At 74.2% G+C, this 15067-nt stretch carries 9 protein-coding genes; 4 read left to right on the top strand and 5 right to left on the bottom strand.

Features of this window, described 5'->3' with window-relative positions; genetic code table 11:
* Nucleotides 1-22: 22 nt before the first annotated feature.
* Nucleotides 23-796 (bottom strand): hydrogen peroxide-dependent heme synthase, encoded by a 774-nt coding sequence (gene hemQ, locus ACOACO_RS09280; protein ID WP_420295938.1) that lies wholly within the window; start codon nucleotides 794-796, stop codon nucleotides 23-25.
* Nucleotides 793-2274 (bottom strand): protoporphyrinogen oxidase, encoded by a 1482-nt coding sequence (gene hemG / locus ACOACO_RS09275; protein WP_420295937.1) that lies wholly within the window; start codon nucleotides 2272-2274, stop codon nucleotides 793-795. The genes hemQ and hemG overlap by 4 nt, the downstream gene beginning before the upstream one ends.
* A 19-nt stretch (nucleotides 2275-2293) precedes the next feature.
* Here hemG and ACOACO_RS09270 point away from each other — a divergent pair, with 19 nt between their 5' ends.
* Nucleotides 2294-3313: a DUF4349 domain-containing protein gene (locus ACOACO_RS09270; RefSeq protein WP_420295936.1), complete on the top strand. Its 1020-nt coding sequence runs from the start codon at nucleotides 2294-2296 to the stop codon at nucleotides 3311-3313.
* Nucleotides 3314-3320: 7 nt separating this feature from the next.
* On the opposite strand, the gene ACOACO_RS09265 is transcribed toward ACOACO_RS09270, so the two are convergent.
* From ACOACO_RS09265 to ACOACO_RS09255, 3 genes are all read right to left on the bottom strand, one after another.
* Complete coding sequence (locus ACOACO_RS09265) at nucleotides 3321-4013, bottom strand: TetR/AcrR family transcriptional regulator (protein ID WP_420295935.1); 693 nt, start codon at nucleotides 4011-4013, stop codon at nucleotides 3321-3323.
* A gap of 161 nt (nucleotides 4014-4174) precedes the next feature.
* The gene (locus tag ACOACO_RS09260) at nucleotides 4175-8152 is read right to left on the bottom strand and encodes a DUF7507 domain-containing protein (protein WP_420295934.1); all 3978 of its coding nucleotides are present in this window, start codon (nucleotides 8150-8152) and stop codon (nucleotides 4175-4177) included.
* 240 nt (nucleotides 8153-8392) lie between these two features.
* Nucleotides 8393-10993 carry an AAA family ATPase gene (locus ACOACO_RS09255; RefSeq protein ID WP_420295933.1) on the bottom strand — a complete coding sequence of 867 codons (2601 nt, stop codon included), beginning with the start codon at nucleotides 10991-10993 and terminating at the stop codon, nucleotides 8393-8395.
* A 404-nt stretch (nucleotides 10994-11397) separates the two neighbouring features.
* Between ACOACO_RS09255 and ACOACO_RS09250 the strand changes: the two genes are divergently transcribed.
* The 3 genes from ACOACO_RS09250 to ACOACO_RS09240 are packed head-to-tail and all read left to right on the top strand — an operon-like array spanning nucleotide 11398 to nucleotide 15066.
* Nucleotides 11398-12240 carry a 3-hydroxybutyryl-CoA dehydrogenase gene (locus ACOACO_RS09250; protein ID WP_420296322.1) on the top strand — a complete coding sequence of 281 codons (843 nt, stop codon included), beginning with the start codon at nucleotides 11398-11400 and terminating at the stop codon, nucleotides 12238-12240.
* A 58-nt stretch (nucleotides 12241-12298) separates the two neighbouring features.
* Nucleotides 12299-13465, top strand: coding sequence for an acyl-CoA dehydrogenase family protein (locus ACOACO_RS09245; protein WP_420295932.1), 1167 nt, complete (start codon nucleotides 12299-12301; stop codon nucleotides 13463-13465).
* 35 nt (nucleotides 13466-13500) lie between these two features.
* Nucleotides 13501-15066 (top strand): fatty acyl-CoA synthetase, encoded by a 1566-nt coding sequence (locus ACOACO_RS09240; protein ID WP_420295931.1) that lies wholly within the window; start codon nucleotides 13501-13503, stop codon nucleotides 15064-15066.
* Nucleotide 15067 lies beyond the last annotated feature (1 nt).

Here is a 15067-nt window from a genome sequence, read left to right as displayed (position 1 = left end):
GGGGCTCGACCGGTTCCCGTCCTCAGGGCAGGCGGTCGACGAGCTCGCGCACGGGTGTCAGGGCGCCGGTGTAGAACGGCGTCTCCTCGCGCACGTGGCGGCGGGCGCCGGAGGCGCGCAGCTCGCGCATCAGGTCGACGATGCGCCCGAGGTCGTCGGCCTCGAAGGCCAGCATCCACTCGTAGTCGCCGAGCGCGAACGAGCTGACGGTGTTGGCGCGCACGTCCGGGTAGGGCCGCGCCATCTTGCCGTGCTCCACGAGCAGCGCGCGGCGCTCCTCGTCGGGCAGGAGGTACCACTCGTAGGACCGCACGAACGGGTAGACGCACACGTGCGCCTTCACGGTCTCGTCGGCGAGGAACGCGGGCACGTGGCTGCGGTTGAACTCGGCCGGGCGGTGCAGCGCCATCTGCGACCACACGGGCGCCAGGCGTCGCCCGAACGCGGTGCTGCGGAAGCGGTTGTACGCCGCCTGCAGCGCCACCGAGTCCTCCGAGTGCCACCACACCATGAGGTCGGCGTCGGCGCGGAGGCCGGAGACGTCGTACACGCCGCGGACGACCACGCCCTCCTTCGCGAGCGCGGCGAAGAGGCGCTCGACCTCCTTCGCCTCCTTGCCGCGCTTGGCGTCGGAGCCCAGCAGGTGCTCGAGGCGGAACACCGACCACATCGTGTAGCGGACCGTGTCGTTGATCTCGCGCAGCTTCGCCGCGTTGGTCTTCAGGTGCTCCTGCGGGTCGTTCCCGCCCGTGCCCGTCGTGCCCGTCGTGCCCGTCGTCTCCGTCTCGGCGCTCATGGGCCCCATTCTGCTCCGCCGCCCCTCGCCGCCGACCGGGGGTCGGCCTGCGGCGCCCGCGCCCCCGCTGCCGGCACCTCGGGCGGCACCGCCGGCAGGTCCAGCGCCGCCACGGCGGCGTGCGCGGAGGCCACCACGGCGGGGATGCCGACGCCGTCGTACGTCGCGCCCGCCACGGCCAGGCCCGGCACGGCCGCGACGGCGGCGCGCACCCGCCGTACCCGGTCGACGTGGCCCAGCCCGTACTGCGGCAGGCCGTCCGGCCACCGCTGCACGTGGTGGGCGACGGGCGCGGCGCCCACCCCGAGCGCGGCCTGGAGCTCGGCCAGCGAGTCGGCCACGAGGTCGGCGTCGGGGCGGGCGGCCTCGTCGTCGCCGGCCCGGCCCACCGACGTGCGCAGGAACCGCAGGTCCTCCCCCTCCGGCCCGGCGCCGCGTCCGGCGTCGGCGACCCAGCCCCACTTGTCGGAGGAGAACGTCGAGGCCTTGATGCGCCGCTGCTCCACGGGCGGCACGAGGAACCCGGACGCCTCCAGGGGCGGCAGGTCGGCGGCCCGGAACGCGAAGGTGAGCACCGCGACGGACGCCGTCGCGACGGCGTCGAGGTCGGTGGCCGCCCGCGGCGCGACGTCGCGCAGGAGCAGCGCGGCCACGGGGGCCGGCACCGCGAGCACGACCGCGTCGGCCTCCAGGTCCTCCTCGTCGAGCAGCACGGTCGGGGCCGAGCCGGACGCCCCCTCCGGCTCGGTACGGCGGAGCCCCCGCACGGGGGTCCCCTCCCGGATCACTCCCCCGGCGTCGCGCACCGCCGCGGCGAGCGCGAGCGGCAGGCGCCCCATCCCGCCGGTGATGCCGGCGAAGACCGGCGCGTCGTACGTCGTGGGCAGTCCGGCGGCCTGCTCGAGCAGCGAGCCGCGCCCGGCGAGCGCGACCAGCTGGGGCACGGCGGCCCGGGCGGAGATGCGCCGCGCATCACCGGCGTACACCCCGCCCAGGAGGGGCTCGACGAGCCGGTCGGTGACCTCGGGCCCCAGGCGCCGGTCCACGAGGTCGCCGACGGTGATGTCCTCCCCCGTCTCCACCGCCTCGGCGGGCAGGTCGACCTCCGCGCGCACGCGCGCCAGGCCCTCCGCGGACAGCACTCCCGAGGCCTCGAGGCCCGGCAGGTCCAGCGGCACGCCCATGAGGCTGCGCGGGAGCGGACGCAGCGCGCCCCGGGTCCAGATCCGGGACGACACGAGCGCCGGGTGCGTCACCGGCAGGTCCAGCTCGCGCGCCAGCGCGACGCCCTCGGGGCGGCGGTTGAGCATCGCCTCGGCCCCGACGTCCACGGCGACGCCCGCGACCCGGCTGGTGCGCAGCTTGCCGCCCACCACGTCGTCGGCCTCGAGCACCGTCACCGCGTGCCCGGCCCGCACGAGCGACCACGCCACCACGAGACCGGCGACCCCGGCTCCCACCACCACGACCCGCGCCATGCGACCACCCTGCCACGAGGTGGAACCGTTCACGGGGCGGCGGCGTCCGACCGGCATGAACCGACTCCCGTTCCTGCGGGCCGCCACGCTGGCCCTCGTCACGACCCTCGCCCTCGCCGGCTGCGGCGCCGGCAACGAGAGCTCGTCGGAGGGCTCCGGCATCCCCCAGGAGGTCTCCGCCCCCGGGGCGCCCGCCCCGGAGGGCCCGCCCGAGGACCTGGCCGCCGAGCTCGACGCCCCGGCCGCCGCCGAGGGCGCCGACACCGCCCCCGACTCCGCGTCCGACTCCGCGTCCGACTCCGCGCCCGGCGCGGCACCCGCCGCCGCGGCCCAGCCGCCCGCGATCATCGCGACGGGAACGGTGGAGCTGCTCGCCGAGGACGTGGGTGAGACGCGCCGGGCCGTCCAACGCCTCGCCGACGAGGTCGGCGGCCGCCTGTCCAGCGAGGAGACCACCGCCGACGACGAGGGCACGGCCGTCGCCAGCCGCCTCGTGCTCCGGGTCCCGAGCGCCACCTTCGACGCGACCATGACGGCGGTCGAGGACCTCGCCCCCACCTCCTCCAGCAGCCGGGGGCTGGAGGACGTGACGACCCAGGTCGTCGACACCGAGGCCCGCGTGCGGGCCCAGCGCGAGAGCCTGGCCCGCGTCGAGGCACTGCTCGCCGAGGCCGACGACCTCGGTGAGGTCGTCAGCATCGAGGGCGAGCTGACCCGCCGCCAGGCCGACCTCGACAGCCTGGCCTCGCAGCTCGCCTACCTGCAGGACGCCACGAGCTGGTCGACCATCACCGTCCAGGTGCGGCGCCCGGCCTCCGACGACTCCGACGACGCCGGCGACACCGACGAGGCGACCGGTGGCTTCGTCGGCGGCCTGCGCGACGGCTGGGCCGCGTTGGCCGACTTCGGTGGTGGCGTCGCGACGGTGGCGGGCGTCCTGCTGCCGTGGGCGGTGCTCGCCGTGGTCGTCGGTACGCCGCTGCTGCTGCTCCTGCGCCGCCTCGCCCGCCGCTCCCGGGGCGGGGTCGCGGCGGCCTGACGCCCGGTCAGCCCCGGGGCGTCTGCTCCCGCAGCGCCTGCTCGACGGCGGCGGCGACGGCGGAGGGGTCGTCGTACCCCGGGACCACCACGACGGTGGCACCCGAGCGGCCGTCGCGCTCGCCGCGGTCGGCGAACAGGTCGAGGACCTGCGCGATGGCCGCGTCGAAGTCGGCGTGGGCGTCCTCGCTCTGGCCCCGCAGCCAGCGGCGCAGGACGACGTTGTGGGCGGTGACGACGCTGCCGGCCATGAGCTCGGCCCGCAGCTCGTCGTGCATCCAGGTGCGGATGTACTCGCGGAACACCCGCTGGTACTGCTGCATCCCGGCGATCTCGCGCTCGCGCAGGCTCGGCACGCTGCGCGTCAGCTCGTAGCGGCGCCGGGCCAGCTCGCCCTCGGCGAGGTAGTGGCGCAGCACGAGGCGGGTGGCCTCGGAGACGGCCAGCAGGCTGTGGCGCGACGAGGCGGCGTCGAGGCGGGCCCGCACCTGCTCGAGCAGCTCGTCGTGGTGCGGGAAGATCACGTCCTCCTTCGAGCGGAACGCCCGGAAGAAGGTGGTGCGCCCGACGCCGGCGCGCTCGGCGATCGCGTCGACCGTGGTGCCGTCGTAGCCCTGCTCGTCGAAGAGCGCGAAGGCCGCCTGCTGGAGTCGCTCGCGGACGGTCGTGGGCGCGGACGGACGCCCCGCAGGGGTGGACATGGTGCCCCATCCTAGGCATCGCGTCCCGCGGAGGCGGACCTGCGGCCCGTCACCCGTGGGTGTCCGGGGCGCGGCAGGCGCGCGTGCGCGGGTGGTGGGACGGCGCACGGCCGGGGCCCCGTGGTGCGGGGTCCCCGGCCGTGGCCGTGGTGCGGTCGATCTCAGGCGGCCTGGACGAGGTCCTCACGACGCCGGCGAGCGACCATCATCGTGGCCCCGCCGACCAGCAGCAGGCCGAGGCCACCGCCGGCCAGCAGCAGGGCCGGGCCACCGGTGTTGGGCAGGAACCCGCCACCACCGGCACCCGCGCCGGCCTGCTGGACCTTGTCGTGCTCGGTGCTGCAACCGGGGTTGCCGTCCGCGGCCTCGACGCACACGCCCTCGCCGTTCGGGCTGGTGACGACGTTGAGCAGGGTGTCGTCCCCGGCGTCCTGGACCGTGACCGAGTAGGTGATCTCGGCACGCTGGCCCACCCCCAGGTCACCGGTCCAGATCAGCTCGTCGCCCTCGACCTCCACGGCGCCCAGGCTGGCCTCGGCGTCGCCGTTGTAGCGCGCGTCGTCCAGCACACCGGACATGTCGTCGACCAGGCGCGCACCCGGGACCGCGCCGTTCCCCTGCTGGACCACGGTCACGGTGTAGGTGACGGTGTCACCGACCTCGACCCGCGAACCCGGAGCCGGCTCGGAGGTCTTGGCGTACTCGAAGACACCCACCGGGTGCTCGGTGCCGCACTCCACCGTGGCGCCCTCGACCACCGCGCAACCGTCGGAAGTGACGGTGTTGACCAGCTCGAAGCCGCCCTCCTCGCGCAGACCGGCGACGTCCTTGATCGTGACCGAGTACGTCACGGTGACCTCACCGTCGACGGGGATCGTCCCGTCCCACACGATGAACCCGTCCTCGACCCGCACGTCACCGGCCGTGGCCGCGACGTCGTCGTTGTAGACGGCGTCGTCGAGCACGTCGGCCAGGTCGTCGCTGAACGACGCGACGGCCGGGGCGCTGCCCTGCTGCGTGAGCGTCACCGAGTAGGTCACGACCTCACCGGGGTGCACCGGGGTGCCGGGCGCCGGGTCGGCGGACTTGACGGTCGTGTAGTTCGCGACCTCGAAGCCGGCCGGGTCGGAGTTGATCGTCGGCGGCACCTGCGAGTCCGCCGGGGTGTCGGCGGTGGCGCTGGCGGTGTTGACCAGCGACCCGCTGACCGACTCCTCGAGGGTGATCTCGTACTCGTGCGACTCCGAGTCGCCGGGCGCGAGCTCGTCGACGCTGAACGCACCCAGGTCGGGCTGCTTGTCGTCGGTGACCTCGATGCCCGTGAGCGTGCCCTGGCCGGTGTTGGTGACCACGATGCGGTAGCGCACCGTGTCGCCGTACTTGAACACCGGGTAGTCCACGACGTCGTTGGCGTCGCGCCACTCGCCGTCACGGTCCTGGACGTACTTCTTCAGGCTGGCCGAGTAGTAGTTCGCCACCGACATCGGCGCCGAGGTCCGCATCACCAGCTCGGTGTGGCCCGCGCGGCCCTGCGCCCGGTTCACGAACACGTCCTCACCGTCGGCACCGTCGGTCGCGATCCGCACCTTGAACGCCTGGGTCTGCGAGGGGTCCAGGCGCGGCCCGATCACGCGCACCGCCGTGGCGTCCGGGGTGAACACCGGGGTCCAGCCCACGTCGTTGCCCACCGGGTTGCCCGCCGCACCGTTCGACTCGTGCGCCGGGTCGTCCGACAGCGTCGCCGGGTCGGCGGTGGTGTAGAAGACGTTCGCCTCCGGCGACGGCTCGACCGCCACCAGCGAGTAGTCGCCCTCGTAGTCCGTGCCACGGGCGTCGCCGCGGTACGGGAGGATGTCGATGGTGTCCGTGAACGCCTGCGGCAGCGGGTCGAACGAGCGCACCGTCACGGTCCACGCACCCTCGCCGTCACCCTCACCGGTCAGGTTCGGGATGAACGGCGTGTCCGCCGTCTTGCTGATCTCCGTCGACCCGCTCGAGGACGTCGTGACCTGCGCCGAGGCCGGCCGCGAGGTCTCCCCACGCAGGCTCGAGGTCACCGTGTTCGTCAACGTCTGGCCCGGCGTCACCGAGTCACCCGCCACCGACTGGTACGTCAGGGTGTTGGCCACGTTGGTCGGCACGCCGTCCAACGTCCAGGTCAGCACCTGCCGCCCCTGCGCGTTCGTGGTCACCACCGGAGCCGGCGTCGCCGAACCCGCCACGTACGTCATCCCCGCCGGCAGCGTGTCGACGATGGTGTAGTCGTCCACCGTCGGCGGCATGCTCCCGGGCCCGTTGGCCGAGTACGTCAGGGTGTAGGTCGCCGGGACGCCGGGGCGCACGATGGCCCGGTCGGCGCGCTTCGCGATCGCCGGCACGGCGTAGATGACCCGGAGGATGTCCCGGGCGCCGTTCGTGCCGTTGTACCGGGTGCCCGGCGTGGCCGTCACGGTGCCGCTCGCGGGGTGCACGCCGCGGCCGAGGTCGGTCCAGACGCCGTCGCGGTAGAGCGAGCCCCAGGTCCAGATGTCCTGCCCGATCGGGGCGTCGGCCTGGATCGTGTAGTGCGTCCGCAGCTGGATGATGCGGTAGTCGAGCTGCGCGGCGGTCGCCGTGACGCGCACGGCCTTGACGGCGGTGAGGTCGGTCGGCTCCGTCCTGGTCCACCCCGCGGTCGCGCCGCACCCGGTGAACTGGTCGGGGTTGTAGCCGCCGCTGCCGGGGGTCACGGTCGGGTCGTTGCCGACGTACCACTCGTAGTAGGCACCGGCCGGGAGGGGCTCGATGGCCCAGGTGCCGCCAGGCCGGTAGAAGTAGGCGATCGTGTTGCTGTAGTCGACGTAGGCGGCGTCGACCACGGTGCACGTCGAGATGATGGTGCCGGCAGGCACCCCCTCGGTCGCGCGACCGTCCGTCGTGCCCGCGGCGACCGTGGCGCCGGGAGGCTGCCGGAAGCTGTCGTCCCACGACGTGCCGCCCGTGGTGCGCTGCCAGGCGTGGGACCACGTGCCGGGAGGGGTGACCGTCTTGGTGCTCGTGTTGTTGGACGGGTCGTCCGTGGCCGTCTGACCCGTGACCGAGGTGTAGGTCGGCGCCGACGAGGTCAGGTTCGCCGACGTGCCCTGCGTGAGACCCCGCACCTGCAGCCAGATGGCACCGCTGGCGACCGCGACGCGGTCGACGGGCATCGGGTTGCCGGCCGAGTCCTGGGTCGGCACCTGCGTCTGGGAGTAGTCGATGCCCGTGAGGGTCAGGCGGAAGTTGTTGTAGCCCGGCAGCTGGGTGAGCGTGCACTCACCGACGAACGGCGCGTGCTGGGGGTGACCCACCGCGGTGGGCACCGTGGAGTAGGGGTGCCCGGCCGCAGGGGAGGTGACGTACGGCGTGCATGCCTGGTCGAACGGCGGGTTGTCGTTCTGGCGGCTCAGCTCGAGCGGGGAGCCGTCGCCCATCGGGATACTGAGGTCGTAGGTCACCGTGTCGGGGCCCTGGTCGCTGCCCCGGTCCTGGAACAGCGTCCACTCGAGGTCGAAGCCCAGGGCGTCGCCCGGCATGTACTGGCGGTGGCCGGAGGGGGTGCCCCACAGCATGTCCATGCCGAACGAGTTGCGGATGTCGATCGGGTCCAGCGGCGCGTCCTGGCCGTTGATGGTGCCGACCGCGGACAGCTGGTCGCCCGTCGCGCCGTCGACCACGACCGGGGTCTGCACGACCACGGCCGTGCCCTGCTTCACGGTGCCCAGGTTGCAGGTCAGCGTGCGGCCGTCGTCCGAGACGCTCGACACCGGGTCCAGGCCCTCGCCCGTCGTCAGGCACACGTCGGCCAGACCGCGGAACTGACCGTGCTGGAGCGTCACGCTCAGCAGCACGTTGTCCACCGGCTCGTTCGACGGCGCCGGGGCGTCGTCGTTGACGTTGACCCGGAAGATCCCGGTCACGACGTCGCCCTTGGCGACGGTGCCCGGGGTGCCGGTCTCCCAGTCACCGGTGATCTCGTAGACCGGCGCGGCGCTGGCGGGCGAGGCCGCGCCGACACCCACGCCGATCACCGCCAGCACCAGGGCGAGCAGCGCCGGCATGAGCCGGCGCAGGGGGGGTACCGATCGCCCGACGGGGGGCGAGCCGATGCTGCGTTCCACGAATGTCTCCTCTACGCGTGTCCGAGGCACGGTTGACGACACACCTTCCCGAGCCTTCCGCGCGCACTTTCCCAGTGCCGTCACCCCGGCGGGGGCCCCGCAGCAGGGATTGGTCCACGGTTGGTCCGCACCGCCACGCCGCTGGTCCGCGAGTGGTCCACGGCTGGTCCACGCGGTCCCGCGCGGACCCGACGCAGGAGCGCGCCCGTGCCTCGTGGGCCCGCGTCGGGCGGTGGTCCGTCAGTCCTCGAGGAGCCCGAGCCGCTCCGCGCGCAGCAGGGCGGAGGCCCGGTCGTGGACGCCGAGCTTGGCGTACACCGAGACCATCTGCTTGCGCACGGTGTTGACGGAGACGCTCAACGCCCGGGCGACGCCCGCGGCGGTCTCGTGCCGGCCCATCTGCCGCAGCACCGCGGTCTCGCGGGGCGACAGCTCCACGACCGCCACCTGCTCGGGGTAGACCCGCCGCATCGCGGCGATCGCGCTCGCCGTCTCCTCGTCGAGCACGGTGCCCGTCAGCTCGAGCAGCAGCTGCAGCTGCTCCGGGGTCGGGGTCAGGTAGGGCTCGCGGTTGCGCGTGCCGCGGCACAGGGTGTGGGCCTGGCTGAACGCCGAGACCGCTTCCTCGCTGCGGCCCAGCGCCAGTGCGGTCACCGCGGTGAGCACGAGGAACTCGCAGCGCTCGCGCAGCGTCGTCCGCGGGGCCCACGCTGCCGCACAGGCCATCCGGTGCGCCTGCTCGACGTCCCCGGCGACGAGCTCGATCCGCGCCGCGGGGGCCCGCAGCCACGGCGCCGCGTCCGACTTGTCGCGCAAGACCTGCCGCGCCTGGTTCACCTCCCCGACGGCGAGCAGCAGCGCGGCCCTGCACCGGTCGACGACCGGACGTCCCAGGCCCCGGGGATCCGACAGCTCCGCGTGGTGCAGGCCCGCGACGTGCTCGATCCGGGCCAGGGTGGCGAACGGGTCGCCGAAGAGCAGCGCCTGCCGGGTCAGCACCACGAGGTGCGCCGGCCACAGCTCGCTCGCGCCCGCCGCCCACCCGCACGCCGCCAGCTGCTCCTCCGTCCGCGCCTCGTCGAGCGCGTCGAGCGCGAGCACGGCGCCGGCCAGCCGGGCGGGGACGACCGCCAGGCTCTGCGCCCACCACCCGGACACGTCGACCGCCTCGTGGCGCGACAGCCAGCGGCGGGCGTCGTCGTGCGCGCCGCCCAGGGCGTGCACCAGCGCCAGGAGGGCGGCCGACTGGGCGCCGGTCAGGCCGGTGGGGCTGGTCTCGTAGCCCTTGGTCAGCCGCGCGACCGCCTCGGCGACCTCCCCCGCCAGCAGGTGGGTGAGCCCGCACTGCACGTGGAACCACGCGGACTGGATGGAGCGGACCCCCCACCGGTTGCGCTGGCGGGCACGGGAGAGCTCCTGCTCCACCCTGCCGACCATGGCGAGCGCCTCCTGGAGACGGCCCTCGCCGCGGAGCGCGACCATCGCGGCGATCATCCGCTCCACGGCGTCCTGCGTGCCCCCGGCCTGGCCGGGATCGGCGAGGTGGTCGAGGCCCACCTGCATGTAGTGGCGCATGATGAACCGGGCGCGGTGCGCGGGGTCGGTCGCCGGTGTCTCCGCCACCGCGTCGGCCAGCGACGCCGGCAGGTGCAGGGCCGGGTGCTCCGACCGCGCCCGCTCGGGCAGACCGGCGAACGTCGTGCTGAACTCCTCCGCGCTCAGCTCCAGCAGCTGCCAGGACTCCTCCAGCCAGACCTGCGCGAGCAGCGCCCAGTCCTCACCCCTGCGCGCGTGCCGCAGCAGCTCCGGCAGGCGGCGCCGGTCGCCCGTCCCGCGCAGGGCGCGGGCCACCGCCTGGTGGTCGCGGCGCGCTGCCTCGGGGGCGTCCTGCTCGTGGGCCTCGAGCAGGACGCGCCGCAGGATCCCCGGGAACCGCCAGCGGCTCCCGGATTCCGGGTCGTGCTCGCGCCAGAGCACCCCGTGGCTCTCCAGGACGGGGATGACCGTGGCACTGCAGGCGTCCGTCCGCCCGGGGTCGGCTGCAGCCCCGTGGCCCACGAGCGCGGCCGCGAGGCCCGGGTCGACCTGCTCCGGCACGGCGAGCCGGCCGGCCAGCGCCAGCTTCGCGCGGTCGCCGATCCGCGGCAGCACGGAGTGCCGCAGGTGGTCGACGGCGACGTGGATGTCCGGCTCGTCGGACCACGACGGCGTGGCGTCGAGCACCTGGCGCAGCGGCAGCAACCACCCGCCGGCGAGCTCGTGCAGCCGGACGTCCCACCCCGGCCGCAGCTCGTGGCCCCACGCCTGTGCCCACACCTCCACCCGGTCGACGGGGACGCTGAGCTCCGCGCCCGTGATGACCTGGGTGTCGACGCCTCGGCGCTGTGCCGCCGCGGTGAACCTCTCCTGCCAGTCCGAGCACACGACGAGGTGCAGGTCGTGGCTGCGGGCGACGGCGTCGACGAGGAGGTCGGCGACCGCGGGGTCGGTGAGGTGGTGGGCGTCGTCGACGGCGACCAGGACCTGCCGGTCCTGCGACGCGGCCACGCCCAGGTCGTCGCGCCCGGAGCCGGCGTCGGAGCCGGGGTCGGCTCCGGGTCGTGCGTCGGCACCGGCACCGGCACGCGCCAGCGCCGCGTTGACGGCCTGCGCGAGCGCGGCCGGGGAGTCCAGCGCGGCGTCGGCACGCAGCCAGGCCACGACGGCCCCCTGCTGCCGCAGCCGGGTCAGCCAGTGGGCGGCGAGCGTCGTCTTCCCGAACCCGGGCGGGGCCCGGAGGACGGTGAGCGGCGCGGTGCGGTCGAGGCGGCGCAGCAGGCGGTCGCGCGAGACCAGTCGCACCGGCAACCGTGGGAGGGCGGTCTCGGTGCTGCTCGGGAGGGGGTCGGCCGACGACGGATGGTGACGGAGGCGGACCTCCTCACCCCCCTGCGACAGCGTGTACCCGTACACGTCGTTCACGCGGGGACGTCTTCCTTTCCGTCCACCTGGAGGGCTGGACGTCGTGTCGGCACGCCGGGACTTCGCGCTGGAACCGGCGTGCGGCTCCGCGGGGCCGGGCGGTCGTCGCGCCTTCCCCGATCGGGCGCAGCCTAAGGTAAAGAACACGCGGCCCGTCAACGGGTCGCTCCCCGGGTGACGGCGCTCCGACGGCGCGGCACTCCGGCCCGTCGTACCAGCACGCGGTTCCGCGCTACGGTACTCGGTACCGAACGAGGGAGGACACCGTGGACAACGGGGGAAGCATCGAGCGCGTCGGCGTCGTCGGCTGCGGCCTGATGGGTGCCGGCATCGCCGAGGTGGCGGCGCGGTCCGGGTACGACGTCGTGGTCGTCGAGTCGAGCACCGAGCGCGCCGACGCGGGCCGGGGGCGCCTCGAGGCGTCGCTGCGCCGCGCCGAGACCAAGGGCAAGATCGAGTCGGCCGACGCCGTCCTCGCCCGCATCCGCGTCGTCACCGAGATCGAGGAGCTCGCCGACCGCGACCTCGTCGTCGAGGCGATCGTCGAGGACGAGGCCGCCAAGACCGCGCTGTTCCGCGAGCTCGACCGGGTGGTCACCTCCCCCGACGCGATCCTCGCCTCCAACACCTCGTCGATCCCGATCATGAAGCTGGCGGTCGTCACGAGCCGGCCCAGCCACGTGCTCGGCATCCACTTCTTCAACCCCGTGCCGGTGCTCAAGCTCGTCGAGCTGGTGCCGAGCCTCATGACCGACGCGGAGACCACCGCCCGGGCGCGCACCTTCGCCGAGTCCATGGGCAAGGAGCCGATCGACTGCCAGGACCGCGCCGGCTTCGTCGTCAACGCGCTCCTCATCCCGTTCATCCTCTCGGCCATCCGGATGTTCGAGTCCGGCTTCGCCACGGCGGAGGACATCGACCGCGGCCTCGTGCTCGGCGCCGCCCACCCGCAGGGCCCGCTCGCGCTCGCCGACCTCATCGGCCTCGACACCACCAAGGCCGTCGCCGAGTCGCTCTACGAGGAGTTCAAGGAGCAGCTCTACGCCCCGCCGCCGCTGCTCGCCCGCATGGTCGAGGCCGGCCTGCTCGGCCGCAAGACCGGCCGCGGCTTCTACACCTACTCCTGACCGGCACCTCCCCCGCACCACCCCGCACCCCCCGCACCCCCCCAGACAGGAAGCACCCATGGGCACGTCCACCGACTTCGACCTGTTCCGCACCAGCGACGACCACGAGGAGCTGCGCGCCGCGGTCCGCGACGTCGTCGAGGCGAAGATCGCGCCCCACGCCGCGACCGTCGACGCCGAGGCCCGCTACCCCCAGGAGGCGCACGACGCCCTCGTCGCCTCCGACTTCCACGCCCCCCACGTGCCCGAGGAGTACGACGGGGTCGGCGCGGACGCGCTCGCCACGTGCATCGTCATCGAGGAGGTCGCCCGCGCCTGCGTCTCGTCCTCGCTCATCCCGGCGGTCAACAAGCTGGGCTCGCTCCCGGTGCAGCTCGGCGGCTCCGAGGAGCTGAAGCGGAAGTACCTGACGCCGCTGGCACGGGGCGAGGGCGGCTTCTCCTACGGCCTGTCCGAGCGCGACGCCGGCTCCGACACGGCCTCGATGCGCACCCGCGCGGTGCGCGACGGCGACGACTGGGTGCTGGACGGCCAGAAGTCGTGGATCACCAACGCCGGCGTCTCGGAGTTCTACACCGTGCTCGCGGTGACCGACCCCGACGCCCCGCGCGGCAAGGGCATCAGCGCCTTCGTCGTCGAGAGGTCCGACCCGGGCTTCACCTTCGGCGCCAAGGAGAACAAGCTCGGGATCAAGGGCTCCCCCACCCGCGAGCTCCTCCTCGACCGGGTCCGCATCCCCGGCGACCGCATCATCGGCGAGCCCGGCACGGGCCTCCAGCTCGCGCTGCGCACCCTCGACCACACGCGCGTCACCATCGGCGCGCAGGCGGTCGGCGTCGCGCAGGGCGCGCTCGACTTCGCGCTCGGCTACGTGAAGGAGCGCCAGCAGTTCGGCAAGCGGATCGCCGACTTCCAGGGCATCCAGTTCATGCTCGCCGACATGGGCATGCAGGTCGAGGCCGCCCGCCAGATGGTGTACGTCGCCGCCGCCAAGTCGGAGCGCCAGGACGCGGACCTGCCGTTCTTCGGCGCCGCCGCGAAGTGCTTCGCCTCCGACGTCGCGATGAAGGTGACCACCGACGCGGTGCAGCTGCTGGGCGGCTACGGCTACACGACCGACTTCCCGGTCGAGCGGATGATGCGCGACGCGAAGATCACCCAGATCTACGAGGGCACCAACCAGGTGCAGCGCATCGTCATGGCGCGCCAGCTCCTCCAGGGCTGATCGCCCTGGGCCGGGTGGCCGGGCATGATGGCCGGGTGAGCGAGATCACCTCTGCCGCCCGGACCGCCCGCACCCAGACCGTCGACGGCGTGCTGCGTCGCAGCGCCCGCCGTACCCCCGACCGGCCCGCGCTCGTCGTCGGCGCCGACGCTCCCGTCACCTGGACCTACGCCGAGCTCGACCGCGCCGTCACCCGCGCCGCCCGGGCCCTACGGGCGCGGGGACTTGGCCGCGGCGACCGCGTGGCGGCGTACGGTCGCAACTCCGACGCCTACCTCATCGCCTACCTCGCCTGCGCCCGCGCGGGCCTGGTGCACGTGCCGGTGAACTTCGCGCTGACCGGCGACGAGCTGCGCTACCTCGTCGAGCAGTCGGGCGCCTCCGCCGTGCTGGTGGACCCCGCCCTGCGGGCGCAGTACGACGCGGCGGGCCTCGCCGTCGCCGACGTGCTGCCCCTGCGCGACGCGGAGGGGTCGCTGCTCGACCTCGCCCGCGCCGGCACCGACGAGGCCCGGGACGACGGGGACGTGCTGCCCGCCGGGGAGCCGCCGGTCGACGCGGACGACCTCGTGCAGCTGCTCTACACCTCCGGCACGACCTCGCGGCCCAAGGGCGCGATGATGACGCACGGGGCGCTGCTGGCCGAGTACACCTCCGCCATCACCGCGCTCGACCTCGCGGCGCACGACGCGCCGCTGCACCCGATGCCGCTCTACCACTCGGCGCAGATGCACGTCTTCCTGCTGCCCTACCTGGCCGTCGGGGCGACGAACCACCTCATCGAGGCCCCCGACGTGCCGACCATGCTGCGCCTCGTCGAGGAGCGCCGGCTCGGCGCGCTCTTCCTCGCCCCGACCGTGTGGGTGCCGCTCGCGGGCCACCCCGACCTCGGCACCCGCGACCTGTCGTCGCTGCGCAAGGCGTTCTACGGCGCCTCGATCATGCCGGTGCCGGTGCTGCAGCGCCTCCAGGAGAAGCTGCCCGGCCTGGGCTTCGCCAACTGCTTCGGCCAGTCGGAGATCGGGCCGCTCGCAACCGTGCTGCGTCCCGAGGAGCACGCGGAGCGGCCGGACTCCTGCGGGCGGGCGGTGCTCAACGTCGAGCTGCGCGTCGTCGACGAGCACGGGGTGGAGGTGGCGCCCGGCGAGCCGGGCGAGGTCGTCTACCGCTCCCCGCAGCTGTGCACCGGCTACTGGGACGACCCGGCCGCGACCGCCGAGGCGTTCCGCGACGGCTGGTTCCACTCGGGCGACCTCGTGCGCGTGGACGCCGAGGGCTACCTGACCGTGGTGGACCGCATCAAGGACGTCATCAACACCGGCGGGGTGCTCGTCGCCTCCCGCGAGGTCGAGGACGCGCTCTACACCCACCCGGACGTCGCGGAGGTGGCGGTCGTCGGGACGCCCGACGAGCGGTGGATCGAGGCGGTGACCGCGCACGTGGTGCTGCGGGACGGGGCGGAGGCCGACGAGGCCGCGCTCGTCGCGCACGCCCGCGAGCGGCTCGCCGGGTTCAAGGTGCCGAAGCGGGTGCTGCTCGTCGACGCGCTGCCGCGCAACGCCTCGGGGAAGCTGCTCAAGCGGGTGCTGCGGGACGGCTGAC

The organism is Nocardioides sp. CPCC 205120, from assembly GCF_048654585.1.
In the GTDB taxonomy this organism is placed as follows: Bacteria; Actinomycetota; Actinomycetes; order Propionibacteriales; family Nocardioidaceae; genus Nocardioides.
This window is presented reverse-complemented; position numbering and strand designations above follow the sequence as displayed.